The 26,889-nt window shown below is 45.7% G+C and carries 25 protein-coding genes; 15 read left to right on the forward strand and 10 right to left on the reverse strand.

The window, feature by feature from the left end; genetic code table 11:
• Genes FD977_RS09510 through FD977_RS09520 form a run of 3 tightly spaced genes read left to right on the forward strand, consistent with a single transcriptional unit; the run spans position 1 to position 3,621 of the window.
• On the forward strand, positions 1-543 hold the full coding sequence (locus FD977_RS09510) for a TRAP transporter small permease subunit (protein WP_215305298.1): 543 nt from the start codon (positions 1-3) through the stop codon (positions 541-543).
• Positions 540-1,985, forward strand: a complete 1,446-nt coding sequence (locus FD977_RS09515) for a TRAP transporter large permease subunit (protein WP_215305300.1) — start codon at positions 540-542, stop codon at positions 1,983-1,985. Before FD977_RS09510 ends, FD977_RS09515 begins: the two co-directional genes overlap by 4 nt.
• Before the next feature lie 37 nt (positions 1,986-2,022).
• Positions 2,023-3,621: a gamma-glutamyltransferase family protein gene (locus tag FD977_RS09520; RefSeq protein WP_215305302.1), complete on the forward strand. Its 1,599-nt coding sequence runs from the start codon at positions 2,023-2,025 to the stop codon at positions 3,619-3,621.
• Here the strand turns inward: FD977_RS09520 and FD977_RS09525 are convergent.
• Positions 3,608-4,237, reverse strand: a complete 630-nt coding sequence (locus tag FD977_RS09525; protein ID WP_215305303.1) for a trimeric intracellular cation channel family protein — start codon at positions 4,235-4,237, stop codon at positions 3,608-3,610. The genes FD977_RS09520 and FD977_RS09525 overlap by 14 nt on opposite strands.
• Before the next feature lie 81 nt (positions 4,238-4,318).
• Between FD977_RS09525 and maiA the strand changes: the two genes are divergently transcribed.
• Positions 4,319-4,999, forward strand: coding sequence for a maleylacetoacetate isomerase (maiA, locus tag FD977_RS09530; protein ID WP_215305305.1), 681 nt, complete (start codon positions 4,319-4,321; stop codon positions 4,997-4,999).
• On the opposite strand, the gene FD977_RS09535 is transcribed toward maiA, so the two are convergent.
• From FD977_RS09535 to FD977_RS09545, 3 genes are read right to left on the reverse strand one after another with little or no spacing between them, the layout of a single operon-like run.
• Positions 4,970-5,899 carry an AEC family transporter gene (locus FD977_RS09535; protein ID WP_215305307.1) on the reverse strand — a complete coding sequence of 310 codons (930 nt, stop codon included), beginning with the start codon at positions 5,897-5,899 and terminating at the stop codon, positions 4,970-4,972. The two genes, maiA and FD977_RS09535, sit on opposite strands and share 30 nt — an antisense overlap.
• Before the next feature lie 20 nt (positions 5,900-5,919).
• Entirely contained in the window at positions 5,920-6,444 is a 525-nt protein-coding gene (locus FD977_RS09540) for a gamma carbonic anhydrase family protein (protein WP_215305309.1), read from the reverse strand.
• A 35-nt stretch (positions 6,445-6,479) separates the two neighbouring features.
• Entirely contained in the window at positions 6,480-7,697 is a 1,218-nt protein-coding gene (locus FD977_RS09545) for an ammonium transporter (protein ID WP_371743106.1), read from the reverse strand.
• A gap of 121 nt (positions 7,698-7,818) precedes the next feature.
• Here FD977_RS09545 and FD977_RS09550 point away from each other — a divergent pair, with 121 nt between their 5' ends.
• The gene (locus tag FD977_RS09550) at positions 7,819-8,181 is read left to right on the forward strand and encodes a Rap1a/Tai family immunity protein (protein ID WP_215305313.1); all 363 of its coding nucleotides are present in this window, start codon (positions 7,819-7,821) and stop codon (positions 8,179-8,181) included.
• A 55-nt stretch (positions 8,182-8,236) separates the two neighbouring features.
• A complete protein-coding gene (locus FD977_RS09555; RefSeq protein WP_215305315.1) occupies positions 8,237-8,524 on the forward strand; it encodes a glycine zipper domain-containing protein in 288 nt (95 codons plus the stop codon).
• Between the two features lie 81 nt (positions 8,525-8,605).
• Here the strand turns inward: FD977_RS09555 and htpG are convergent, their stop codons facing one another.
• Together htpG and FD977_RS09565 are read right to left on the reverse strand one after the other, a co-directional pair.
• On the reverse strand, positions 8,606-10,507 hold the full coding sequence (htpG, locus tag FD977_RS09560; RefSeq protein ID WP_215305316.1) for a molecular chaperone HtpG: 1,902 nt from the start codon (positions 10,505-10,507) through the stop codon (positions 8,606-8,608).
• A gap of 91 nt (positions 10,508-10,598) precedes the next feature.
• Complete coding sequence (locus FD977_RS09565; protein ID WP_215305318.1) at positions 10,599-11,009, reverse strand: rhodanese-like domain-containing protein; 411 nt, start codon at positions 11,007-11,009, stop codon at positions 10,599-10,601.
• 81 nt (positions 11,010-11,090) lie between these two features.
• Between FD977_RS09565 and FD977_RS09570 the strand changes: the two genes are divergently transcribed.
• Genes FD977_RS09570 through FD977_RS09610 form a run of 9 tightly spaced genes read left to right on the forward strand, consistent with a single transcriptional unit; the run spans position 11,091 to position 21,089 of the window.
• Positions 11,091-12,353 carry a putative Na+/H+ antiporter gene (locus FD977_RS09570; protein WP_215305320.1) on the forward strand — a complete coding sequence of 421 codons (1,263 nt, stop codon included), beginning with the start codon at positions 11,091-11,093 and terminating at the stop codon, positions 12,351-12,353.
• Between the two features lie 57 nt (positions 12,354-12,410).
• The gene (miaB, locus tag FD977_RS09575) at positions 12,411-13,769 is read left to right on the forward strand and encodes a tRNA (N6-isopentenyl adenosine(37)-C2)-methylthiotransferase MiaB (RefSeq protein ID WP_215305322.1); all 1,359 of its coding nucleotides are present in this window, start codon (positions 12,411-12,413) and stop codon (positions 13,767-13,769) included.
• Between the two features lies 1 nt (position 13,770).
• Positions 13,771-14,247 carry an rRNA maturation RNase YbeY gene (gene ybeY, locus FD977_RS09580; protein ID WP_215305328.1) on the forward strand — a complete coding sequence of 159 codons (477 nt, stop codon included), beginning with the start codon at positions 13,771-13,773 and terminating at the stop codon, positions 14,245-14,247.
• A 56-nt stretch (positions 14,248-14,303) separates the two neighbouring features.
• Positions 14,304-15,143, forward strand: a complete 840-nt coding sequence (locus tag FD977_RS09585; RefSeq protein WP_215305329.1) for an HlyC/CorC family transporter — start codon at positions 14,304-14,306, stop codon at positions 15,141-15,143.
• A gap of 8 nt (positions 15,144-15,151) precedes the next feature.
• Positions 15,152-16,678, forward strand: a complete 1,527-nt coding sequence (gene lnt, locus FD977_RS09590) for an apolipoprotein N-acyltransferase (RefSeq protein ID WP_251369479.1) — start codon at positions 15,152-15,154, stop codon at positions 16,676-16,678.
• A 60-nt stretch (positions 16,679-16,738) separates the two neighbouring features.
• Positions 16,739-17,623, forward strand: coding sequence for a glycine--tRNA ligase subunit alpha (glyQ, locus tag FD977_RS09595; RefSeq protein WP_015422011.1), 885 nt, complete (start codon positions 16,739-16,741; stop codon positions 17,621-17,623).
• Between the two features lie 16 nt (positions 17,624-17,639).
• On the forward strand, positions 17,640-19,778 hold the full coding sequence (glyS, locus tag FD977_RS09600; protein ID WP_215305330.1) for a glycine--tRNA ligase subunit beta: 2,139 nt from the start codon (positions 17,640-17,642) through the stop codon (positions 19,776-19,778).
• Positions 19,775-20,347, forward strand: a complete 573-nt coding sequence (gene gmhB / locus FD977_RS09605; protein ID WP_215305331.1) for a D-glycero-beta-D-manno-heptose 1,7-bisphosphate 7-phosphatase — start codon at positions 19,775-19,777, stop codon at positions 20,345-20,347. Before glyS ends, gmhB begins: the two co-directional genes overlap by 4 nt.
• Positions 20,348-20,354: 7 nt before the next feature.
• A complete protein-coding gene (locus tag FD977_RS09610; protein WP_215305333.1) occupies positions 20,355-21,089 on the forward strand; it encodes a 1-acyl-sn-glycerol-3-phosphate acyltransferase in 735 nt (244 codons plus the stop codon).
• Between the two features lie 10 nt (positions 21,090-21,099).
• On the opposite strand, the gene rsmA is transcribed toward FD977_RS09610, so the two are convergent.
• From rsmA to FD977_RS09630, 4 genes are read right to left on the reverse strand one after another with little or no spacing between them, the layout of a single operon-like run.
• Positions 21,100-21,876, reverse strand: coding sequence for a 16S rRNA (adenine(1518)-N(6)/adenine(1519)-N(6))-dimethyltransferase RsmA (gene rsmA / locus FD977_RS09615; RefSeq protein ID WP_215307120.1), 777 nt, complete (start codon positions 21,874-21,876; stop codon positions 21,100-21,102).
• On the reverse strand, positions 21,876-22,913 hold the full coding sequence (pdxA, locus tag FD977_RS09620; protein WP_215305335.1) for a 4-hydroxythreonine-4-phosphate dehydrogenase PdxA: 1,038 nt from the start codon (positions 22,911-22,913) through the stop codon (positions 21,876-21,878). The genes rsmA and pdxA overlap by 1 nt, the downstream gene beginning before the upstream one ends.
• Positions 22,888-24,336, reverse strand: a complete 1,449-nt coding sequence (locus tag FD977_RS09625; RefSeq protein ID WP_215305337.1) for a peptidylprolyl isomerase — start codon at positions 24,334-24,336, stop codon at positions 22,888-22,890. The genes pdxA and FD977_RS09625 overlap by 26 nt, the downstream gene beginning before the upstream one ends.
• A complete protein-coding gene (locus FD977_RS09630) occupies positions 24,333-26,867 on the reverse strand; it encodes an LPS-assembly protein LptD (RefSeq protein ID WP_215305340.1) in 2,535 nt (844 codons plus the stop codon). Before FD977_RS09630 ends, FD977_RS09625 begins: the two co-directional genes overlap by 4 nt.
• Positions 26,868-26,889: the final 22 nt, after the last annotated feature.

Raw genomic sequence — 26,889 nt, forward strand, 5'->3', positions numbered from 1 at the left:
ATGCCAAAACAATTATTAGTTTTTTCAAGTTTCGTTGATCGCCTGAATGACCGTTTTGGTGTCTTAGCGAGTTGGTTAGTATTAATTGCCGTACTGGTCAGCACTGCAAATGCGCTGATCCGGTACGGCTTTAATATCAGTTCGAATGGTTGGCTAGAAGCGCAGTGGTATCTATTCGCCGGCATGGTGATGTTTGGTGCCGCCACTACGTTTCGACTAAATGAACATGTTCGGGTAGATGTGCTTTATGCGCTCTATCCAAACAGAGCTCGTCTTTGGTTAGATTTCTGGGGAGGAATTGTCTTCTTCCTGCCGGTGACCATCATCATTGGCTACTACTCATGGGAATTTTTCATCACATCCATTATTCAGAATGAAACTTCAAGCAATCCTGGCGGCCTAATTCGGTGGCCAGTTCGAGGCGCCATTACTCTTGGCTTCTTCTTGCTGACCCTTCAGGGATTCTCTGAAATTATCAAACGATACGCAGCCATTATTGGCGTGATCAAAATCGATCCTAAGTACGAAAGACCTTTGCAATGATTAGTCATGATCTGATGGCCCCCATTATGTTTGGGGGCTTAATTATATTTTTATTGATTGGGTATCCAGCAGCCTTTTCACTTGGCGCAGTTGGCTTATTCTTTTCTTTTATCGGCATTGAGATGGGCATGTTCCAGCCCACCTTTTTGCAAGCACTGCCAGATAGAGTTTTTGGAATTCTTTCAAATGATCTTTTGCTCTCGATTCCCTTCTTCACCTTCATGGGAGCCATTCTTGAAAAGTGTGGATTAGCAGAAGACATGCTTGAGGGCTTGGGGCAATTATTTGGTCCAATCCGAGGCGGCCTTGCTTATGCAGTGATTATTGTTGGTGCAATTTTGGGTGCTATCACTGGCACAGTAGCAGCATCAGTCATTGCAATGGGATTAATCTCACTACCAGTGATGCTGCGTTACGGATATAACCCACGAGTAGCCACTGGCGTGATTGCAGCCTCTGGCACGATTACCCAACTAATCCCCCCTTCATTGGTATTGATCGTACTGGCAGACCAATTAGGTAAGTCTGTTGGCGATATGTATGCTGGCGCTATTGGGCCATCAATTATTCAAGTGACACTTTTTTGCTTATTCATTTTCTTTTTATCGATCTTCAGACCTCAGGATGTTCCAGCTTTACCGATAGAAGCTCGCCCGAAAATTGACTGGAAATTACTCAAGAAAATTCTCTGGGGAATTGTTCCATCGATTGCCCTAATCTTCTTGGTACTGGGAACTATTTTGATGGGTCTAGCTACACCTACTGAAGGTGGTGCAATGGGTTCAGTTGGCGCTTTAATTCTGGCAGCAATGAATAAGCGTCTGCAAAAACCACTGGTCTGGGAAGCAATGACTTCCACCATGCGCATCAATGCTATGGTGATCTTTATCTTGATTGGCTCAACCGTATTTGGTCTTGCATTTAGAGGGGTAGACGGTGACCTGTGGATTGAGAGCCTCCTGTCAGGTCTACCAGGCGGTCAAGTTGGCTTCTTAATTGCGGTGAACTTATTTGTATTCTTTTTAGCTTTCTTCTTGGATTACTTTGAGATCGCCTTCATCATCATCCCTTTGTTAGCACCAGTTGCCGAAAAGCTGGGCATTGATCTCATTTGGTTCGGCGTTCTATTGGGCGCAAACATGCAAACTTCGTTCATGCATCCGCCATTTGGATTTGCCTTGTTCTATTTACGTGGTGTTGCACCAAAATCCCTCAAAAGTTCGGATATTTACTATGGGGCGCTACCTTGGGTAGGCTTACAACTCATATTGGTCGCCATCATTATCTTTATCCCAGAAACTGTGACGTATTTTGTTGATAAACCTGCTGCTGTCTTTGATGCTAGTGGTCCATCGGTTGATCCATTGGCTGGTGTGGAGCAAAATGAGATTGCGGTAGACTCCAGCTCTGACATTGAACGTCAGCTACGAGAGAATAAATAACAATACATATTGAGACAGCAGTCAAAGGAATTTAGTAATGCAACAAAAATGGGGTATTCGAGGAATGGCGGTAGCGCCACACTCACTAGCATCTGAATCAGCATTAGCGGTACTACGTGAAGGTGGTAATGCAATAGAAGCGATGATCGCTGCAGCCGCAACGATCGCAGTTGTCTATCCCCACATGAACTCCATTGGCGGCGATTCTTTCTGGGTGGTTCACTCTCCCGGTAAAGCTATGGGTGGTATTGATGCCTGCGGTGCCGCTGCTGGCCTAGCGACTAAACAGTGGTATGCAGAGCGTGGTGTAACGAAGGCTATTCCTTTTCGGGGTGCCATTGCAGCCAATACCGTAGCTGGAACTATTTCCGGCTGGGGTGCAGCTCAGAAACTATCGCAACAAGGTTTGAGTGGAAGACTGCCACTCTCTCGCTTGCTAGCAGATGCCATTCACTATGCGGAAGCTGGCGTACCGGTAACTCATAGTCAATCCAGTTTGACCGAAAAAAAGAGGGTGGAGTTAAGCCTCATTCCCGGATTTGCAGAGACATTTTTGGTTGATGGCAAAGCCCCTGAAGTGGGTAGCATCTTTAAACAGGGGCGCCTTGCAAAAACCTTGCGACAAATCTCTCGTAAAGGGACAGAAGATTACTACCGTGGCGACTTAGCCGAGCTACTTGCCAAAGAGCTTACGGATATTGGTAGCCCCCTTCGACTTAGCGACCTCCATCGCCATCAAGCCAAACTGATTGACCCCCTTGAGCTCAAGCACAGCATGGGTAATGTCTACAACATGACGCCGCCAACCCAAGGCGTTGTGTCTTTAATGATCATTGGCATCTTGGATCAACTCAATCTCAAGCGCTTCAAAATCGATAGTGCGGAATATGTTCATCACTGTGTGGAAGCCACTAAGCAAGCCTTCATGGTCAGAGATAAACATGTGACTGATCCCGCCTATATGACAAAGCACGCTCAATCTTTCTTGTCACCTGACTTTTTAAAGAAGTTGGCAAAAAATATTGATCCTGAAAAAGCCTTACCCTGGGGTCAGGGTAAAGGACCAGCCGATACGATTTGGATGGGGGTAATCGATGGCAATGGAAATTGCGTTTCTTTTATTCAAAGTATTTATCACGAGTTTGGTGCTGGCATCGTATTACCCAAGTCTGGTGTGAACTGGCAAAACCGCGGATGCAGCTTCTCGCTGGATCCCAAAACACTCAATCACCTTGAGCCCTATCGCAAACCATTCCATACATTGAACCCAGCCATGGCTTTATTTAAGGATGGTCGGTCGATGGTCTATGGCACGATGGGTGGTGATGGCCAACCACAAACACAATGTGCTGTCTTTACTCGCACCGCGACGTATGGACTTGATCCACAAGATGCGATCAGCCGTCCGCGTTGGTTGCTCGGCAGGACCTGGGGTCAAACTAGCGACAGTTTGAAATTAGAATCACGCTTTAGTCCATGGGTTGCTAAAGAGCTACACGCCCTAGGGCATGAGATTGAAATGCTCGATGCTTTTGACGAAACCGTTGGCCATGCTGGCTGTATTATTCGCGACCCATCCGGCACGCTACATGGCGGCTGGGATCCCCGAAGTGATGGCGCCGTTAGCGCGTTTTAGTAATAAATAATTTGGGTACGCGCAGATCCCAGTAAATGGCAGCTGCGCGTAGTCCAAAAATGGCTAGCATGCACATCACCGATCCCTCGAGCGTGTACGCTGGGAGGAAATTCAAAATCAGAACATAGATGCAGCAACCCAAAGTGACCGGGATTGCATATAACTCATGTGACATCAATAAAGTTTTTCTGCCGGCCAAAATATCACGTAACAAGCCACCACCGATAGCAGTCACTACGCCCAAGATGACTGGTGCCACTGGCAATCCAAATTCCAAGTTCCAAGCTTTATCTACCCCCTGAATACCAAACAAAGCTGCGCCCAGACCGTCGATGTAGAGCATCCAGCGATAAATCTGAGGTTGAGTAAAAAAAGATTCTGCTACGAAAGCGACAATGCACGCGCCCAAGGCTACCCAGATATAAATTTGCGCAATCGACCAAAATGCAGGCACATCCAAAATGATGTCACGCAGAGTTCCGCCACCAATGGCAGTAATCACACCTAGTACCATGACGCCAAAAAGATCGACACCCCGATCAGCAATAGCGAGTACACCAGTGACTGCAAAAGCAACTGTGGCAATGATGCCAATCCAGAAATTAATTTGATCCATACTGACTAGTCTAAATCACCAACACCAATCTCTGAATCAAGCCCTTTATATACTGAGGGTAATGCCATTAAGGAATCTTTTATGAAAACTCAGCTTTATAGCTTTTGGCGTAGCTCGGCAGCCTTTCGGGTGCGCATTGCCCTCAACTTAAAAGGCCTGGATTACGAGGTGATTCCAATTCACATTGTTAAAAGTGGAGGCGCCCAAACTGCTGGTGAGTATGCCAACAAAAATCCCAATCGCCTGGTACCCCTCTATACCGATGGCCCTCACACCATTCACCAGTCACTTGCCATCATTGAATATTTAGAGGAGATTCAATCAAGTCCTCCACTACTGCCCCAAACTGCAATCGATCGAGCGTGGGTACGTTCAGTAGCTATGGATATCGCCATGGAGATTCACCCACTGAATAATTTGAGGGTGTTGCGCTATCTCATGAAAACTTTAGGCGTGAGTACAGAGGCAAAAGATACCTGGAGTCATCATTGGATGGTGTTGGGTTTAGAAAGTCTTGAAAAGCAATTGAGTGGAGATACGAGGGTAGGCCGTTTTGCTTATGGAGATCAGCCTGGCCTGATTGATATCTGCCTAGTACCGCAAATTTTTAATGCGCTTAGTACAAAGATTGATATGACGAGCTACCCAACACTCATGAGGATATTTCATCAGTGTATGACGCTACCTGCATTTATTGATGCCTCTTGGGAGAAGCAAATAGATGCTGAGGGATTAAACCCTTTTACTCCACCACAGGAATAAAGACAGCGTAAGTAAAGATCCCACAGTAGTTAAGAGCACCACTCGAGAAATAATTCGGCCGTCTGCGCTGTAATACTGAGCCAACATAAATGGACCGGTACCAGTAGGAAGTGCAGCCAGTATCACAACAGCACTCACCCACAAGTTTGGCAAATCCAAGATTGGTCCGGCAATCAACCAAGCGATTAGCGGCTGAATAATGAGTTTTGCAAAGCCAATGCCCCATGCCTGCTGCGGCGCTGTCGCTTCTTTTTGCATCAAAAAAAGACCAATAGAAACTAGTGCGCAAGGTGTTGCAGCCGCAGCTAAGAAAGTAATGACTTGCGCTAATGGCTCATATAAAAGCAAACCTGTAGACGACCATAGCAAACCTGCCACTGGAGCAATCAATAGTGGATTGGTACAGAGCGACTTCAGCACACTCCAAACAATCTCATGGGATTTTTTGTGAGACTGTATGCCAACTTCAATCAGGACGGTTGCGATGGCAAACATCACAAAGACAATAAAGGTCGCAATGATTGCTGGCGCTAAACCATCTTGACCAAGCGCCAAAACACAGAGCGGAATGCCCATGTATCCCGTATTGGAGTAAGAGGCACTCAAACCTGAAAAACTGGCGGCTGCTAAATCATGCTTACGAACCCAGCTGACTATCAACACCAAAATAAATACTAGTAAGCAACTCAGAAAAAAAGCAGTAATGAATCCTGGTTGCCACAGTGTTTGCCAACTACTGCTGGAGGCAAAACTAAATAACTGCGCAGGTAGCGCAAGCCAAACGACAAAGCGATTTAACTCAACGGATGCACTCTCACCTAATTTGCCTGTACGTCCACAAACATAGCCAATCAGAATGAGAGCAAATATCGGAAAGACAACATTAAAAACGTAGAACAATTTAGGTGGACTTTTTTAGATCAGGAAATTTTTTTCAGAGTCTGCTGATATCGCTGCGCATTTTTGACATAACGATCAGCAATATCTTCGATGCCAGTAATTTGCTCTGGGGTCAGCGTCTTCACTGCTTTAGCGGGTGAGCCCAAAATCATCGAACCATCCGGAAATTCTTTACCTTCTGTGACTAATGCTCCGGCACCTACTAAACAGTTCTTACCAATTTTGGCGCCATTCAAAATTACGGCACCAATCCCAATCAAACTACCGTCACCAATTTGGCAACCGTGGAGCATCACTTGATGTCCAACGGTAACGTGCTTACCAAGGGTGAGGGGATAGCCAGGGTCAGTATGCAAGACAGATGCATCTTGCACATTACTGCCCTCGCCAATTTGTATCAGATCATTATCGCCACGGATCACGACCTTGGGCCACACACTCGCATTTTTGTGAAGCTCGACCCTGCCAATCACTTCTGCGCTCTCGGCAACCCAAGCTCCCTCGTCTAAGCGAGGAGCATTTCCATCTAGTTCAAATATAGCCATGACCCATTATAGGTAATGGCTATATTTAAGACAGCCTACCAGTTAGACTCACGATCCGGACTTGCAGAAATACGGTGAATACTTAAGTCAGCACCTTCGTACTCTTCTTCTTGTGACATCCGGAGACCTAAAACAGCTTTTAGCAATCCATAGACCACAAAACCACTTACGAGTGCAATAGCAACTCCTAAGCCACTGCCGATCAACTGTCCTAAAAAAGTCACCCCGCCAAGACCGCCTAGTGCTTTTAGGCCAAAAATACCTGCAGCCAAGCCACCCCATAAACCGCATAAACCATGCAGTGGCCAGACGCCCAAAACGTCATCAATCTTCCAACGGTTTTGCACTAAGGTAAACATATAGACAAAGAGAGCGCCAGCAATTAAGCCAACTACCAAAGCGCCCATCGGGTGCATGAGATCTGAGCCAGCACAAACTGCTACCAAACCAGCTAAAGGCCCGTTGTAAGTAAAGCCTGGATCATTGCGACCAATCATCCATGCAGCCAAAGTGCCACCAACCATCGCCATGAGGGAATTCATGGCCACCAAACCACTGACTTTATCTATCGTCTGTGCACTCATTACGTTAAATCCAAACCAACCTACCGCCAAAATCCAAGCGCCCAATGCCAAGAATGGAATACTAGATGGTGGATGCGCAGCAACGTTGCCATCCTTGGTGTAGCGACCGCGACGAGCACCCAAGAGAATGACGGCTGGCAATGCGATCCAACCACCTACCGCGTGCACCACAACCGATCCCGCAAAGTCATGAAACTCTTCGCCAGTCAGTGCCTTGATCCAAGCTTGAATACCATAATGCTGGTTCCAGGCAATACCTTCGAAGAAGGGATAAATGAAGCCCACCAGAATAAAAGTAGCAATCAGCTGGGGATTGAACTTCGCACGCTCTGCAATACCGCCAGAGATAATTGCTGGAATGGCAGCAGCAAAGGTCAACAAGAAAAAGAATTTAACTAGTTCATAGCCATTTTTCTCGGCCAAGATTTCGGCGCCAGAGAAAAAGTCAACGCCGTAAGCAATGCTGTATCCAATAAAGAAATAGGCGATGGTTGACACTGCAAAGTCCACCAAGATTTTGACCAAAGCATTGACTTGGTTCTTTTTGCGTACAGTGCCGAGCTCAAGAAATGCAAATCCTGCATGCATAGCCAAGACCATGATAGCGCCGAGCAAAATAAATAAGACATCACTGCCTGATTTCAAAGTTTCCACCGAAATACCCCCCATGTTTTTTGCATCATTATGGGGAATATTAAGACCGAATTCGGGCTTTAATGCACTAATCTAGTGCAATTTAATACCTGGAATAGGTTTATTATGAAATTTACATACACCCAAGGGAGAACCCATGAAAAAAATATTAGCTCTACTAGCCGCCTTAGGCACATTTTCTGGCTTTACCCATGCCCAAGAAAAAGTTCAAGTACTGAGCACCCAAGAACTTGTGAACGTTTGCAAGTTCCCCTCTAGTCCGGAGTCACGTAGCTTCTGTATAGGCTATACAACCGCTATTTACGACACTTATTTGGCTACACGCCACCCACAGCGCGCAAAGCCGTATATCTGCGTAAAGCAACCTGCACCATCACGTGACGAAGTCATTGGTGAATTTGTAAAGTTTGGACAATCCAATCAACAGACTGCTGATAAACCTGCGGCAGGTGTTTTCTTGGGCTTCTTGGCGTCACGCTTCCCTTGTGCCAAAAAATAATCTAAGCCACTAAGTTATCTAGCCAATTCAATCTATAGACTAAGGAATAGTTGATATGAAAAAAATTATTGTTATTACTGCTGCAACTTTAGCAATCGCAGGCTGCTCCAACATGAGCAATACAGAACAACGCACTTTATCTGGCGCTAGCATTGGCGCAGCTGCCGGTGCAGTTGGCACCGCTATTTTCCACGGCAACCCAATCTGGGGAGCAGTCGGCGGTGCAGCAGTGGGTGCAGCTTCTGGTTACGTATACGATGCCTATAAAAAAGAGCAGGCTTCCGAGTACAACTCTGGGTACAGCGCCGGAAAAAATAATCAACCTGCTAAAGCTCCGCAGTAATACTTCACTTTTCTAGTAGCAGGAAAAGAAAAAACCGACCTGCGTAATTCAAGTCGGTTTTTTCTTAAGAGCTTCAGTGAATTAAGCCAGTAAGAGCTGATTGATACGCTTAACATAAGCAGCTGGATCATTCAATTGACCACCCTCAGCCAAGAGCGCCTGATCAAATAAGACCTGAGTCCATTCATCAAAGTGCTGGTCATCGGATTTCAGCTTCAGTAGCAAAGGATGCTCTGGGTTGATTTCCAGAATAGGCTTAGTATCTGGCGCCTGCTGACCTGCAGCTTTAAGCATGCGCAATAAGTTTCCGGAGAGCTCGTTCTCATCAGAAACTAAACAGGCTGGAGAATCTGTCAAGCGGAAAGTCACACGCACATCCTTCACCTTGTCTTCTAGAGCCGCTTTCATGCGATCGAGCAAGTCCTTGAAATTCTTCTCAGTTTCTTCATGCTCTTTTTTTTCTTTCTCATCACTGAGGCTACCGAGATCAAGTCCACCCTTTGCTACCGAAGTCATCTGCTTACCATCAAACTCAGTAAAGAAAGAAAGCATCCATTCATCTACCCGATCGGTGAGTAGCAATACTTCGACACCCTTCTTGCGGAAGATCTCTAAATGTGGGCTATTTTTAGCAGCATTAAAAGTATCGCCAGTCACGTAATAAATCTTGCCCTGACCTTCCTTCATGCGTGAAATGTATTCAACTAAGGAAACAGTTTGATCCGCAGAATCGATGTGTGTACTTGCAAAACGCAAGAGCTTGAGGATGCGCTCTTGATTTGGCTGATCTTCACCAATGCCTTCTTTAAGCACTTGTCCAAACTGAGTCCAGAAGGTGCGGTACTTTTCTTTTTTAGAATCGTCATCGCTATTGGCCAGATCCTCCAACATACTTAGTACACGCTTGGTAGAGCTTTCGCGAATGATTTTGACGTCACGTGATTCCTGCAGAATTTCACGGGAAACGTTTAAAGGCAAATCTGTTGAATCAACAACACCAGTGACAAAGCGTAAATACATGGGCATTAATTGCTCAGCATCATCCATGATGAATACCCGCTTCACATACAACTTAATACCGCCACGCTTATTACGATCCCATAAATCAAATGGTGCACGTGCGGGTACATACAGTAGTTGCGTAAATTCACTACGGCCTTCAACCCTATTTAGGGAATGGCACAAAGGGTTTTCGTAGTCGTGAGACAAGTGCTTATAAAACTCGTCATATTGCTCTTGCGTGATCTCCGATTTAGAGCGCGCCCATAGAGCGCTCGACTGGTTGATGCTCTCAAGCTCATCCTTGATTACTTGTTCTTTTTTATCCGCGTCCCACTCTTCTTTATTCATCTGAATCGGCAAAGAGATGTGATCAGAGTATTTACGAATAATCGACTTGAGCTTATGCGTGGATAGGAAATCGTCCTCACCTTCACGTAAATGCATCGTGATCGATGTTCCACGTTGCGGACGATCAATACTTTCTACGGTAAATTCGCCCGAACCATCGGACTCCCAACGAACTCCATCTGTCGCTGGCAGACCAGCACGACGCGTCTCTACAGTAATACGGTCGGCCACAATAAATGCCGAATAAAAACCTACCCCAAACTGACCAATTAAAGCGGCATCTTTTTGTTGATCACCAGATAACTTAGAGAAAAATTCTTTTGTACCCGAGCGAGCAATGGTGCCCAAGTTAGCAATGGCTTCATCGCGGCTCATGCCGATGCCATTATCAGAAATAGTCACGGTTCTGGCAGCCTGATCAAAACTGACTTTGATCTTCAGATCAGGATCATCGCCATACCACTCAGGGTGTTCGATCCCCTCAAAGCGCAGCTTATCTGAAGCATCGGATGCATTCGAGATCAACTCACGTAGAAAAATTTCCTTATTGGAGTACAAGGAATGGATCATCAGTTGTAAAAGTTGCTTTACCTCGGCCTGAAAGCCTAAAGTTTCTTTACTAGCTACAGTCATGCGTATTTCCTCTTCCCTCATTAATCAATAAATATCACCTCCAGTAAATGGGGCTTATTTCATACATTTCAAGATCTACACCATGAGAAATTTAACCCTGATGTGGCTTTGAATGTTTCTCCGCCACAGGTAATTCAGCCTTCTTCCAAGCACTAAAACCGCCTTCTAGATGACAAATACTTGGCACCCCCATTTTTTGAAGGGTTTCAGTTGCTAAAGCAGAGCGCCATGCAGATGCGCAATAAAGCACTAAACGCTTACCTTCACCAAAAATAGGCTTGTAATAAGGACTATCTGGATCAACCCAAAATTCCAGCATGCCACGAGGCGCATGAATTGCACCTGGAATCATGCCATCACGTTCCAACTCCCTCACATCCCGAATATCTACAAATACTGTGTTTTGATCATCTAGAAATTGTTGCGCTTGCTCTAAGGGCACAGTCTCAATTTGTGCCATCGCATTGGTAATTAATTCTTGATAACCTAATTTTAATTTCATCCAAATCTCCTAAATTGCTAATACTTTTATTCGATCATTCTTAAGAGCGTTATATCGATTCCGCCCTGATAATATGTAGCTATGAACTTTACCCCTACCGAGCTTGGTGCCAGCATTATTTTTGCCATCGCAGTGCTACATACGTTTTGTACTTCGTATTTTGAGGCTTTCGCTAAAAAATCTCCAAAACACGCTGGCTTATGGCATCTCCTGGGTGAAGTAGAAATCGTTTTTGGATTTTGGGCGGCTATCCTCATTATTTTCATGTGGCTTGCCAATGATCTAGCTACAGCGAAAGAGTACGCCAACAAACGTAACTTTACTGAGCCACTATTTGTTTTTGCCATTATGGTGGTCGCCGGTAGCAAACCGATTTTGCATTTTTCGACCCAGTTGCTTTACAAACTCGGTAAGGTAATTCAACTCGTCTTACGCACCAAGCAAGCTCCCACGCTCTATTTCTTGACTCTGAGCATCACACCTTTGTTGGGCTCGTTGATTACTGAGCCTGCAGCAATGACCCTAGCAGCATTCTTATTACGCGACCTAGTCTATCGCCATAAATGTTCGACTCCACTGCTGTTCGGTACCCTGGGTGTGCTGTTTGTCAATATTTCGATCGGCGGCACGCTGACTAATTTTGCAGCACCGCCAGTGCTGATGGTGGCATCCACTTGGGGTTGGAGCAGCGCTTTCATGTTCGCCAATTTTGGCCTTGAAGCAATGGTCGCCATTTTTATTAATGCAACAATCGTAACGCTACTCTTTCATAAGCAATTAGTTGAGCCTACGAGCAAAGCTGATCACGTTCGTATTCCACTCACCATTACAGCCATTCATCTACTCTTTTTACTAGGCATCGTAGCTTTTGCACATGACCCAGTGATCTTCATGTGGCTACTGCTCTTTTTCATTGGTTTCACCACCGCCTATCCAAAACATCAAAGCCCACTCATCTTGCGTGAAGCTTTGTTGGTGGGATTCTTCTTGGCCGGACTAGTAGTGCTTGGCGGACTGCAAGGTTGGTGGTTACAACCTATTCTGGAAACGATGAGTCCTACCGCAGTGTTTTATGGAAGTCTGGCAATAACGGCTATTACTGATAATGCAGCGCTCACCTACTTAGGCTCTTTAGTAGAGGGCACTTCCCCAGAATTCAAGCTTGCTTTAGTTGGCGGTGCAGTAGGAGGCGGCGGTCTAACCGTCATCGCCAATGCCCCCAACCCTGCTGGACTAGCTATTTTGCGCAGTTACTTCCCCAATGCAGCCGTTTCCGCAGGCTTGCTATTGGTAGCCGCTATTCCACCAACCATAGTCGCGATTCTGACCCTACGTCTGCTCTAAACCACTTATCCCGTAAAATCTGAGCTTCGCCCCCAGCTATAAACCTGAGAACGGCATATGAAAAAGCTCTATATCAAAACCTTTGGCTGTCAAATGAACGAGTACGACTCGGGCAAGATGGCCGACCTCCTACATGCCAATGAAGGCATGGTCATGACTGATACTCCCGAAGATGCAGATGTGGTTCTATTGAACACTTGCTCGATTCGTGAAAAAGCCGAAGACAAAGTATTTTCAGATTTAGGTCGTCTGCGTGAACTCAAGAAAACCAAACCCGATTTATTGATTGGTGTTGGCGGTTGCGTTGCCAGTCAAGAAGGTCAACAAATTATTAGCAGAGCTCCCTATGTGGATGTGGTCTTCGGCCCACAAACACTGCATCGCTTGTCTGATCTCATTACACAACGTCGCGAAACTGGCAGGCCTCAAGTGGATATCTCTTTTCCAGAAATAGAAAAGTTTGATCATCTACCCGCCTCTCGTCAAACTCGTGGCTCTGCTTATGTTTCCATCATGGAAGGTTGCTCAAAGTATTGCAGCTACTGCGTAGTTCCCTACACTCGCGGTGAAGAAGTATCGCGTCCCTTTGATGATGTATTGACTGAAGTGGCTGGCCTTGCATCTCAAGGTGTCAAAGAAATTGTCTTGCTCGGTCAAAATGTGAATGCTTATCTTGGCAAGATGGGTGGCACGGAAGAGATTGCAGACTTTGCACTACTGATTGAATACATCGCAGAAATACCGGGAGTTGAAAGAATTCGTTTTACTACCAGCCACCCAAAAGAATTTACCCAGCGCTTGATTGATGTCTATGCAAAAGTTCCTAAGCTGATGAGCCACTTGCATCTACCAGTTCAGCACGCATCCGACTCCATTTTATCTGCGATGAAACGTGGCTATACCGCCCTTGAATATAAAAGCATTATTCGCAAGATGCGCGCTGTGAGGCCCGACCTGACCCTCTCAAGCGACTTCATAGTCGGCTTTCCAGGTGAGACTGATGAGGATTTTGCAAAACTTCTGAAGATGGTTGAAGAACTCAATTTTGATAATAGTTTTTGCTTTATCTTCAGCGCGCGCCCTGGTACACCCGCCGCCAATTTGAGCGATGACACTTCCTATGAAGTCAAGCTCAAGCGACTTCAAACCCTACTTGCGCTAGTTGAGTCTCAAGCAAATCAGATTAGTAAAAATATGCTGGGTAATACCGAGCGAGTTTTAGTTGAAGGTCTAGCAAAAGATGGTGTAAACCTACAAGGTCGCGCCACCAATAATCGGGTCATTCACTTTACCGCACCAGATGCAGATATTGAATCGCTCATTGGTCAAATCGTAGACATCCGCATCACTGAAGTACTCAATTACACGCTTCGAGGCGATCTCATCAGTGAGCTCACTTCTACGCAAACCTATTAAGATGACTACCAAGCAACCATCCCCCTCTAAATTAGAGATTAATATTCAGTTTGCCAGTACTGCAATTGAAGAAAAAGTTTTGGCGATTGCCTCTCAAGTAGCAATCAAAAAATGGGTGAAGGCAGCGGTTGGATTGAATGGCCTAATCACCTTACGCTTTGTTAATACAGCTGAAGGGAAAAAGCTCAATTTTGCCTTTCGTAGTAAAGACTATGCGACCAATGTTCTCACTTTTCCATATGAGCTCAGCAACCAGACTTTGACTGCAGACATTATTTTTTGCCTCCCCGTGATTCAAAAAGAGGCCTCAGAACAAAGTAAGGCTATTAAAGCCCACTTAGCCCATCTGATTATTCATGGCTGCTTACATGCCCGAGGCCTTGACCATGAGGGCAATAAAGAAGCGAAAAAAATGGAAGCTAAAGAAATTGCCCTTCTAAAGTCCTTAGGCTTTGCAAATCCCTACGCACCCATTTAAAGCAGCTTTAAGACCTCCTTCATTGAATTTACTTATTTCTGCGATATTCTTGCAATATGCCTGACCCCAATAAATCCCTTTTAGAGCGCTTGGCTGAATTTTTAACGCCACAGCCAACCAGCCCAGCCGAACGTCGCCAAGAACTGATCGATACCCTCAGAGAAGCCCAGACAGAAGGCTTGATTGATGCAGATGCCCTCTCTATGATTGAGGGCGTATTCCAGGTGGGTCAATTATGTGCTCGCGATATTTTGATTCCCAGAGCGCAGATTGACTGGATTGACATTAGTCAGCCCTTGTCAGAAATTATCAAAAGTGTGATTACTGCAGCCCACTCACGCTTCCCCGTATTCGAAGGTAGCCGCGATAATGTCATCGGTACCTTGCTAGCAAAAGATTTATTACGTCACTCCAGTGAAAAAGATTTTCAGGTACGTGATTGGCTCCGTCCTGCTGTATTTATTCCTGAATCTAAGCGCTTAAGCGTCTTACTACGTGACTTCAAAGATAACCGCAATCACTTAGCTATTGTCGTAGATGAATACAGTAGTGTTGCAGGTGTCATTACGATTGAAGACGTACTTGAGCAAATTGTTGGTGACATTGAAGATGAGCACGATATTGATGAAGAGGCAGATAATCTGATCTCTTTAGACAATGGCGATATCCGTGTAAAAGGCATTACCGAGCTCGAGCAATTTAATGAGACCCTGGGTACGCAATTTGAAGTTGACGGTATTGAAACGGTTGCCGGTTTAGTCATTCAACATCTTGGTCGAGTACCGAAGATGGGTGAACTGATCAAAATCGACGGAGTTGAATTTGAGGTTCAGCGTGCTGATCCAAGACAAATTCATATTCTGCTTGCGCGACAACTCCCCAAAAAGCCTGACTAAGGATTGCCTTGATTGATCGCCTACTGCCAAGGCTTAGCGGTAACATCGGCTATCTGATGTTGTTTGCTCTTGGCGCAATATTGGCGAGTGTTGCAGAGCTGCCTTTAGGTGGATGGATTCAGATTCCGATCCTCAGTGTAATTTGGTGGCAAATTACAAAATATCAATCCACTTCTTTTAAGAGTACATTTTTCCTGGGGTTGTCATTTGGCCTTGGCTACTTCGTACTAGGGCTTTGGTGGATCTTCATTAGCCTGCATGATATTGGTGGGATGAATGTCATACTCTCCTGCACTGCAGTCTTCCTTTTGGCTGGCTTACTATCTATCTTCTTCGCTTGTGCTTCACTGACATTACATTTTTCAAAAGGGCTATTTTTTCCAGGCCTCCTTTTAGCGTCAAGCTGGGTAGCAACAGAATATTTGCGCGGCATACTCTTTACGGGCTTTCCTTGGATGGGTCTAGGGGAGACTCAAGTCTATGGTCCTTTTGCACCAGTTGCCCCATATTTAGGTGGACTGGGATGCACGTTTTTTGCAGTGTTGGCGTCTAGGCAATTACTCTTCTTGAGATCACACTTCAAAGCCAGCTCAATTTCTGTACTATCTCTCATCGTACTGAGTCAACTATTAAGCTTTTGGTCTTTTACGAAGCCTACCGGCGAGCCTCTCACTTTAGAACTCATTCAGGGAAACATTGCTCAAAGCTTAGTCTTTAAACCAGAGGGTATGCTGCAACAAATTACATTTTATAAATCTGCAATGCTGGATTCGCAAGCAGACTTAGTAGTATCTCCAGAAACAGCCATGCCATGGCCTGAGACCAATTTACCCACAGGTACCCTAGAAGATCTACAGGACTTTGCAATCAACAATAAGCGCTTCCTTTTATTTGGTATCTTGGGGCGGCACTTTAATCCCGCAGATGGAAGAGAATTCTCCAATCGAGCAATCGGCTTTAGTCCAAGTAATCCGCCTTATCGTTACGACAAGTCACATCTGGTTCCTTTCGGAGAATTTATTCCCCCAGGATTTCGTTGGTTTGTAAATGCATTTAGCGTGCCACTGAGTGACTTTTCTCGAGGCTCTCAAAATCAACCCTTCTTCTTGATTAACAGAGAGGGGCAGTTGCCACTCTATGCAGCCATCACTATTTGCTATGAGGATGTTTTTGGTGATGAGCTAGCTACACGTTTACGTAACAGCAAAGAATCGGCTAACCTCTTTATCAATATGACAAACCTCGCCTGGTTCGGGGACTCTCAAGCACCAACACAACAATTACGACTTTCACAATTACGCTCTCTAGAAACAGGCCTTCCTGCATTACGAGCAACCAACACTGGAATCACGGCAGTACTGGGACCAGATGGCAAAATTTTGGCAGAACTCCCCAAATTCACCCAGAGCATCTTAAAGACCAGTATTCAGGCCTACTCAGGCACCACTCCTTATGTACTTTGGGGAAACGCGCCCATTTTGAGCCTTTCTTGTCTCTTGCTCATCCTGGGTCTGATTCGCCAAAAACGCATCTAATAGTAATTTCCTAGTTCACCAGCTTAGCCATGTAAAATCAAAGGCTTAGCCAGGTACATCATGCTTACTTTTCAGCAAATCATTCTCAAACTCCAAGATTACTGGGACCAACAAGGTTGCGCCCTATTGCAACCTATCGACCTTGAGGTCGGGGCCGGTACATCTCATACAGCTACCTTCTTGAGGGCTATTGGTCCCGAGCCATGGAAAGCTGCTTACGTCCAACCTTCACGTAGACCAAAAGACGGTCGCTACGGAGAAAATCCGAATCGCCTGCAACACTACTACCAGTACCAAGTAGTACTAAAGCCTGCACCAGAAAATATTCTTGAGCTCTACTTAGGTTCGCTGGCCGCCTTGGGTCTTGACCTTCAAAAGAACGATGTGCGTTTTGTTGAGGATGATTGGGAAAATCCAACTTTAGGTGCTTGGGGCTTAGGCTGGGAAGTTTGGCTCAACGGTATGGAAGTGACGCAGTTCACCTATTTCCAGCAAGTGGGCGGCATTGACTGCAAACCTGTTTTGGGCGAAATCACTTACGGTATTGAGCGCTTGGCAATGTACATCCAGAATTGCTCAAACGTATACGATCTAGTTTGGGCCGACGGCATCTCTTACGGTGATGTGTATCACCAGAATGAAGTAGAACAGTCTTGCTACAACTTTGAACACTCCAATACCGATCTATTGTTTGCAAACTTCACCAACTACGAAAGTGAAGCCAAGCGTTTGATGGAAGTGCCGTTAGCCTTACCCGCTTATGAAATGGTACTTAAGGCTGGACATACCTTTAACTTACTAGATGCCCGTGGCGCTATTTCAGTTACTGAGCGTGCAGCCTATATCGGACGCATCCGTAATCTATCTCGAGCAGTAGCACAGGCTTACTTTGAGTCTCGTGAGAAGTTGGGATTCCCGATGTGCCAACGTCAATCCAAAGCCTAAGTAGCTCGATCTAATTATGAGTACACCAAATTCCCTCTCTCAAGCAGATAACCTTCTGATTGAGTTGTTTACTGAAGAGCTTCCACCAAAATCATTACGCCGCTTAGGCGATGATTTTAGTGAAGGTATTTATTCAACTCTAAAGGCTGCAGGCCTCTTAAGTGAAAACTCTCTTGCGACTGGCTATGCAACACCACGTCGCCTGGCTGTTCAAATTACGAATGTCTTGAGTCAAGCTCCAGACTATCCAGTACGTGAAAAATTACTCCCAACTAGCATTGCTTTTGATGCTGCTGGAAAGTCGACTGCACCACTGCAAAAGAAATTGGCCTCTTTGGGTTATGCAGATATCGATCTATCCACTTTAGAAAAAGCGGGCGAAGGTAAGAATGAAGCTTTGTATCTCAATGTCATCGCCAAAGGTGCGGCATTAGAGCAAACCGCTCAACAAGCACTCGAGCAAACACTGAGCAAATTACCTATCGCCAAAATGATGCACTACCAAGTGCTACAGAAAAATGGTGAACTAGCAGACGTTGAGTTTGCACGCCCTGCGCACCGTATCATCGCTCTCTACGGCAAAAAAAAATTACATATCAGCGCATTAGGCATTGATGCAGCAAACCAAACAGAAGGTCACCGCTTTTTAGCTCCAGGCGTCATTACGATTGCCTCTGCCGATCAGTATGAGTCCGATCTCACTACTAAAGCAAAAGTGTTACCAAGCTTTAATAAGCGCCGTGAATTTATCAAATCTGCATTATTAAAAGCTGCTGGTGCTGATTTAGTGTTGATGCCAGATAGCCTGTTAGACGAAGTGACTGCTTTAGTAGAGTGGCCTGCAATCTATGAGTGCCACTTTGATCAAGAGTTCTTAGAGGTTCCGCAGGAATGCTTGATTCTGACAATGCAGACCAATCAAAAATACTTTGCTTTGACTGATCAGCAAGGCAAGTTACGCAATCGCTTCTTAATTGTCTCCAACATCGAGACTGATAAACCAGAAGCGATTATTTCCGGTAATGAGCGCGTAGTGCGTCCACGACTTTCGGATGCACGCTTTTTCTTCCAACAAGATCAAAAGCGCCCACTGGCATCCCGCGTGGCCGATCTAGGAAAAGTGGTTTATCACAATCAACTCGGCAATCAATTGGATCGCACCAAGCGTGTTCAAGGTATTGCTGTTGGCATTGCAAAAACTTTATCGGCTGATGAGACGCTTGCTAGCCGTGCTGCAGAGATTGCTAAAACGGATTTATTAACCGATATGGTTGGTGAGTTTCCGGAGCTCCAAGGCATCATGGGCCGTTACTACGCTACGCATGATGGTGAAAATTCGGAAGTAGCCTCTGCTTGTAGCGAGCATTACATGCCCCGCTTTGCTGGTGATGCATTACCCCAAACTCAAACCGGCACTATCTTAGCGATTGCCGACAAGCTAGAAACTCTAGTTGGTATTTGGGGTGTTGGCCTTGCTCCAACTGGTGATAAAGATCCCTTCGCCCTCCGTCGTCATGCTCTCGGAATCTGCCGGCTCTTACTTGAAAAGAATCTTAGCCTGAGCCTACCGGACTTAATTGAGCTAGCACGCAAACAATTTCCGCAAAAAGACGTTCAAGAAAAAGCGAAAACTGAAGATATTTACGCCTTCATTATTGATCGTCTACGTGCTTACTTGCGCGATCAGGCTGTTGCTGGCAAGCCATTCACTACCGAAGAGATTGATGCAGTATTAAGTCAATCGCCTGCACAACTGAATGACTTAATAGATCGCTTGACCGCATTGCGTGAATTTAACGTCTTGGCAGAAGCTGCTCAATTAGCTGCTGCCAACAAGCGTATCAGCAATATTCTGAAAAAGAATGCCACCACTATTCCAGGATCTTGCTCAAGTAAGCTCTTACAAGTTCCTGCCGAAATCGCTCTATCCGAAGCGCTTGAGAAACTCACTCCAACTCTAACTGCTGCTTATGAGCAACGTCGGTTTGTAGATCTATTAAAGGCATTGGTAGCTTTAAGTACCCCAATCGATCAATTCTTTGCTGATGTCATGGTGATGGATCCCAATCCAGAGCTGCGCGATAACCGCCTAGCTCTCCTGCAACAACTTCACCAGAAAATGAATCTGATTGCCGACCTCGGCAAATTAGCATGAGCAATAGCTCCTCTAAGCTCATCATTCTTGATCGCGATGGCGTGATTAATGAAGATCGGGATGATTATGTGAAGTCGAGTGATGAGTGGGTTCCCTTGCCAGGTAGTCTTGAGGCTATTGCACTACTAAATCAGGCTGGCTATCAAATCGCTGTAGCAACCAATCAATCGGGTTTAGCACGAGGCTATTTCAATATCAATGATCTGCATGCGATGCATAGCAAGATGGATAAACTGCTTAAACCCTTGGGTGGTCATATCGATAGTATTTTCTTTTGCCCCCATACTGATGCCAATGCCTGCGATTGCCGCAAGCCTCTGCCAGGGATGATGAAAGAAATTGCCCTGCGCTACAAGAAAAATCAAAGCTCTACACCTTTATTAGGCGTGCCGATTGTGGGCGACTCCTTGCGCGACCTGCAGGCGGGAGTTGCTTTGGGTGCCAGTCCACATTTAGTATTAACTGGCAAGGGCAGTAAAACCCTAGATAAAGGCGGCCTCCCGGAGGGAACGCAGATTCATGCAGATTTGATGGCATTTGCTAATGCACTCTTACAAGATCAGGTTTAATGCCAACATGACTTTTATTCGCTCAACTCTGTTCACTCTTTTTTTGCTGATATTCACTCCGATCTGGTCGGTACTTTGCATCCTTGTTTTTCCATTCCTCAATCCTGAGAATCGCTATCGCTTTATTGGTCTTTGGAATAAGGTCGTCATCTGGATTTTGCAGCCTCTTTGTGGAATTCGTTACGAAATTCGTGGGATGGAAAATATGACAGCAGTTTTGGATAAACCTGTTGTCGTACTAAGTAAGCATCAATCTGCATACGAAACCATTTTTTACATTGCCTTACTACCTAAGCAGGTGTGTTTTGTTTTCAAAAGAGAATTGCTCTGGATTCCCTTCTTTGGCTGGGCTTTGGCTTTACTCAAGATGATTCATATCAACCGCAACAGCAAAGAAACTGCCGCCATCTCCGTCGTTGGTCAAGGGAAAAAACGTTTAAGTGAAGGTAAGTGGATTTTGTTATTTCCAGAGGGGACTAGAACGCCAACCGGATCTCACAAGCCCTACAGCAAAGGGGGCGCAAGGCTGGCGAGTGCTACTGAAGCTTTAGTTATTCCAATTGCCCACAATGCCGGACGTTGTTGGCCTAAGAATAGCTTTCTAAAACAGCCTGGAACAGTAATTTTCTCAATCGGCCCCGCCATTACCTCTGCTGGAAAAACAGGTGGCCAACTTCATCAAGAAGTAGAGAAGTGGATTGAAGCTGAAATGCGGGTGATTGATCCTGCTGCTTACCAGTAAAACCAGAAGCTTAATGGGCTAAAGCTTTAGCCCACTCAATGTAGCGCTCCACCGGAATATCCTGAGCACGCGCTTTTAATTCAGATTCAGATAGAGACAGTCGATCAGCAAAGGCGGATAAGTTCGTACGCAGCATTTTTCTTCTTTGAGAGAATGCTGCCGCTACTACTTTTTCCAAAGCATGCCACTGCGCATCACTCAAGTTGAAATCTTTGCGCGGAATCATGCGCACTACTGCAGAATTGACCTTAGGCTGAGGATCAAATGCTTCAGGAGGAACCTCTAAAACTTGCTCCATATCGTAGCGCGCTTGCAGCATCACAGATAGCCGACTGAATTCGGATCCGCCAGCCTTAGAAACCATACGCTCCACTACTTCAGCTTGCAGCATAAATACCTGCTCATCAATCGCATGAGCAGCAGAAACAAGATGAAAGAGCAATGGAGAGGAGATGTTGTAAGGCAAGTTACCAACCACCTTACACATACCAGTATTGGCTGGACGTGCATTTGCCCATCCCAGGAAATCAAACTTGAGGGCATCCCCCTCAATTACATTCAGGCCCTTAAGATTCTCTTGATTCCAGTAAGCCACCAAATCTCGGTCAATCTCTAAAAGGTCTAGGTGTTCTAGATTACTTAATAAGGGTCTTGTTAATGCGCCAAGGCCAGGTCCAATCTCAATCAAGTGCATATTCTCACTGGGATTGATTGCTGCCACTATGGAATAAATGACTCCGGAGTCCTGTAAAAAGTTCTGACCAAATCGTTTACGGGCTTGATGCATCATATTGATGGATTCTTTGCGTTCTTTGCGTTTTTTACATTGACCGCTAATTGATAGGCAAGTCGCAAAGCCTCCAACATACTGCTAGGGTCTGCAAGGCCTGTGCCCGCAATATCTAGCGCCGTACCATGATCTACCGAAGTTCGAATAATCGGTAGACCTAGGGTGACATTTACGCCACCACCAAAACTAACAAACTTAAATGGCGCCAGACCTTGATCGTGATACATCGCAATAAACGCATCCACACTATCCAAAGCCTTAGCATCAAACATCGTATCTCCTGGATAAGGGCCGCTTACTTGAATGCCCAAATCTTTAGCAGCCTCAATCGCAGGAATGATCACATCAATTTCTTCGCGCCCAAGATAGCCTGATTCACCCGCATGCGGATTAAGTCCCGCTATCCGAATAACAGGTTTAGCAATGCCAAATTTTTCCCGCAGATCCTGATCGACTATCTGAATGGTTTCCAGAATATGCTGTTGATTGAGCGCGCCAGAAACTTCTCTCAAGGGCACATGGGTTGTGACTAGAGCCGCCCGAAGGTCACGGCTTTTCTGCAAACCTAAGAAGCTAGCCGGTAATGTCGCACACAACATCATGACAACATGATCTTGATGGCAAAGCTTTGCTAGGTATTCCGTATGTCCGGTAAATAAATCCTCATTTGAAGTATTGCCCTGGTTGATCACGCTCTTTTGTATTGGCGCAGTCACCATGGCATCAAAACGACCCTTAACACAACCCTTAACTGCGGCATCCAGAATACTCAGAACATATTGTGCATTGGAAGGATTTAATTGACCCGCAGTTACTGGAGAAGCTAGCGCAATAGATTCAAGCTTCAAACGATTAGAAAGTTCTTTAGGGATATTGTTAACTGAAAATAGGCTGGCATCACCAAGCAAAGTAATCGTGCTTGCAGGCTGCTCTAGCAAGAAGGCTAATGCAGCTGCAATAGAGACCTCTGGACCAATCCCTGCAGGCTCCCCAGAGCTGATAACGAGATTAACGGGGGCTGGCTGCTGGATCATCTGCGTTAATGATCTTCACCGTAGCGGTGTCGCGTAATTCACGTAGCCAATCTTGATAAGCCTGATCAAACTTACGTTCACGAATGGCTGCACGTGCAAATTGACGCTGCTTCTCTAAAGTTAACTGCGCATCACGACGCTCGAGCACCTGAATTAAGTGCCAGCCAAATTCCGTCTTCACTGGATTGCTAACTTCATCTATTTGCAAGCGATTCATTGCTTGATCAAATTCTGGAACTAAATCACCAGGACCCATCCAGCCTAGATTGCCTCCATTGGCGGCAGATCCATCTTCAGAATACTTTTTCGCTAAGTCACCAAAATCAGCAGTTTTTGCACGAACCTGATCGCGGTAACCCGCGAGGCGTCTTTCCGCATCCTGGTCTGTCAAGCCCGCACGACTGCGCAACAAAATATGGCGAGACAAAGTCTGCGTCACCATAATATTTTGTGGGGTGGTAGCACTTTCTTGGGGGGCAGCTTGCTGCGGTTCAGGAGCGCCAGCAACTAGCGCGCGACGATCTAAAACTTTTAAAACATGATAGCCAGCCGGGCTCTTCACTACGGCATTAGCAACTTGTCCACTACCCGTATTTCTGACGGCCTCATAAAACAATTGCGGCAGGCGATCTGGGGTTCGGTAACCCAAATCTTGGAACTTAATTTTTGGATTGTCTTTTGCAGCCATTGCACCTAACTGCAAGAAATCTACATCACCACGCGCTTCACGTAAAAGAAGCTCTGCCTTCTTCTTTGCCTCAGCCTGAGCACCAGCCCCAGCATTGGCATCTGCAGGAATAAAAATCTGCGCAAGGTCGATCTCTTCTGGTTCACCTTTTACGGTAGGAGTTGAGCGTACCGGCTTTCCTCCACCAGCTACCTCACGATTGCGATCAGAGATAAAGTTATCTACCTCTGCATCAGAAATCTTAACCTTGCCCTCGACCTCACGCTCCCGGTAACGACTAATAATCACATCATCGCGCAGCATTTGACTATAGCGCTCATAAGTACTGCCAGTAGCAGCAATTTTTACTTTTAACTCAGCCAGTGTTAACTTATTCTTGGCAGCAATATCGCCAATAATCTTATCCAACTCTTTATTACTCACTGCAATACCTTCTTGCTCAGCATTTTGTAATTGAATTTTTTCAAGGATGAGGCGCTCCAGCACGGTCTTGCGCAAGCTGGCAGCATCAGGGAGCTTGCCTCCCTGCTTTTGTAAGGCAACGATCCGATCATCAATTTCTTTACGTGTCACATAGCCTGTATTCACCACTGCCGCAACACCATCAATGTTCCGAATTTTGCTATCAGCCAAAGTCTTTGAGCTATCTTGTGCAAACGCGAGCTGAGACAGAAAAGCAGCGCCAGCCAAAATCATGGCTGCAAGTGCTTGATTAAATCGATTCCTACGCATCATTGATAGTTCTCATATATTGAAGGTGGTATAGGCTTGGAAGTAGGCATATATCCAGGAACATTAAGCTTCATGATATCAACTGGATTACTTCCAGCGCTGCCAAAGCCCCTAAATTCTATTTGGAATAAAACCTGTGTGGTTGTGATTTGTGATGTATTAACCATCTGCGAGTAAGCGCCGCGTAAAGTCCAGCAGTCACGCGTCCACTCTAAAGCCACCAGCGTATTGAGCGTTTTGGTCGTTAAAGCGTCGTAACCCCAGCGACCCAAGACAGATACTTCCCGCGTAATGGGCCATTGACCTGAAACATTGTATTGATCAGTCGTGGTTGCTGAGGGGACAAACAGCTGATTATTCTGAACGGATGCTTGTGTTGGTGGAGCCCAAACATTTCGATAGCCAAAATTTAAGCTTCTTCCAGGCGTAGGCCGCCAACTACCACCCACTGTTGTTTGAACTAAGCGATTCAGTTGCGAGTTGTACTGCCCAAATACATCTGTGCTGAAGTTGCCCAGCAGACGAACTGAAGCGGAGCCCAATGTATCCGAATAGGTTGTAGGGTTTGTAATAGTGCCATTGAGACCTACTTTCTGCCCCGTAAAGGCTTGACGTTGTGCAAGGGTGACGTTGGCTCGTTCTGCGCCTGTATTGGCCTCAATCATACGACTGGTAATGCCGCCCGTTAACTTATTGTTATCTGCAATACGGTCATTACCAATAAACGTATTTTCACTAAAAATTTGGGTTACGCCAAAACCAGCATCTGCCGTATCAAATAAAGGAGTTTGAGCCTGACTTTGAAACGGGGTGTAAACATAAAAAGCTCTTGGCTCCATTGTGAGCAACATATCGCGCCCAAAGAAGCCTTTTAATTCAGCCGCATCTCTTTCAAATGCCAAGCCTGAATCCAAACTCAATGTGGGAATGGTGAAGCCTTGAGCAGCTGGCGCACCCACAGGGTTGTATGGTGTTACGTTATAGGTATTTGACTGAAAACTCACTTTTGGAGTGATGTAGTACCCAGGCGTAATCTGGGGAAGCGCCACGGCACCCTTAATTACCGTTCGATCGGCTTGGCTATAAGCACCTGGAGCGGTTGCCGCCAAGTTACCGCCAATGTTGTAGGCAAAGCGAGTGAAATCTGTAGAAAAAGTTGTTGCGGGACCCGTAGGTAGAGTGATGTACTTTCCACTGGTATCAGCAACTGCCGGCGTTAAACGATTGTTATAGGCAGCGGTGACATTCGGCAAAATATTGTATGGAGACTGCACAGTCACGGTAGGGTCAGGCTGCAAAGTCTGGAAAGTCATTGCCCTAGCCCCCACAGTCCAATTACTTAAGCTACCAGTCAAGTTCTTAGTAGTGCCAACCTCTTGTCGAAACTGGCTAGTCACTGCACCTGCGATACTTTGTGAAAAATCGGTTGGGTATAGGTTATCTGAAACCCGCGCCACATTGGCATAGCCACTCCAAGCACCAGCAATGGGGATCCCACCCATACCTAACAAGTCGCCACTAAAGTTTTGCCTCTGCTGCCAGTCATAACGCCAGCGATCAGTACCGGTCTTACGGTCATAAGGGAGATAGTCCCCTCCCAAACTACCTGCATATTGCTTATCAATAAATTGGTACTTAGTCCCCAACTGCACTCCACGTTGACCCATCACGCGAGGCAGTAAAAGTAAGTCACGATTAGGTGCAATATTGACGTAGTAAGGCTGCGTTACATCAATACCATTATTGGAGTTATATCCAGCTACTGGTGCCAAAATTCCGGAACGACGCTGATTGGAGGTTGGTGCAGTGAAGTAAGGCGTGTAAGCAATGGGCACATCAAAGAATCGCATGACCCCGTGCGTACCAACCATTTCTTTTTGCTCGTTATCAATTTCAAGCGTACTGGCTGTGAAATACCAATCTAAATTTTCTGGAGTACAAGTTGTGTAGGTGGCCCTATCAAACACAAATACATCAGCAGTTTCGATCGTCAGTTTTCTTGCATTACCGCTCGCACGGTTATCTCGCAATTCATAATTAGGAGTCTCCATTTCCCCTTCACGAGCATCTACCCTAAAACGTGCTTTAGGTCCCTTGAAAGATGCGTTGCCTTTTGAAAACTCCGTATTGCCAGACAAATTAGCTATATCGGAATCAGGATCGTATTTAATTTCGTCTGCTTTAATGACTACGCCATTACGGCGAATTTGTGCACGCCCTTTTAAACGCATTTCGCGATCAACGATTCCGTCAATCGAATCACTAGAGGTAAAGGTTAAAGCCTGACCATCATTAATCGGTTTACCAACTCGCAATTGATCATCCAACTTCAAGACAGTGACATCGCCACGATCGGGGATTAAAACGGAGTTAGCGGAGCTACCTAAAGACTGTGCAGAAGGGGGTAAAGGTGCAGGTGCCTGAGCCTGACTTACGAGCGCAAATTGCGACAATACAACCCCCATCACTAAGCGCAGGGTAACGGCTACAAAAAGAGGGGCGCAAAGGCCGGCGCGACGGCGATAATGACTCATAGATCCAGACCCGCCTTATTAT

It is taken from the genome of Polynucleobacter sp. AP-Elch-400A-B2, assembly GCF_018688355.1.
In the GTDB taxonomy this organism is placed as follows: domain Bacteria; phylum Pseudomonadota; class Gammaproteobacteria; order Burkholderiales; family Burkholderiaceae; genus Polynucleobacter.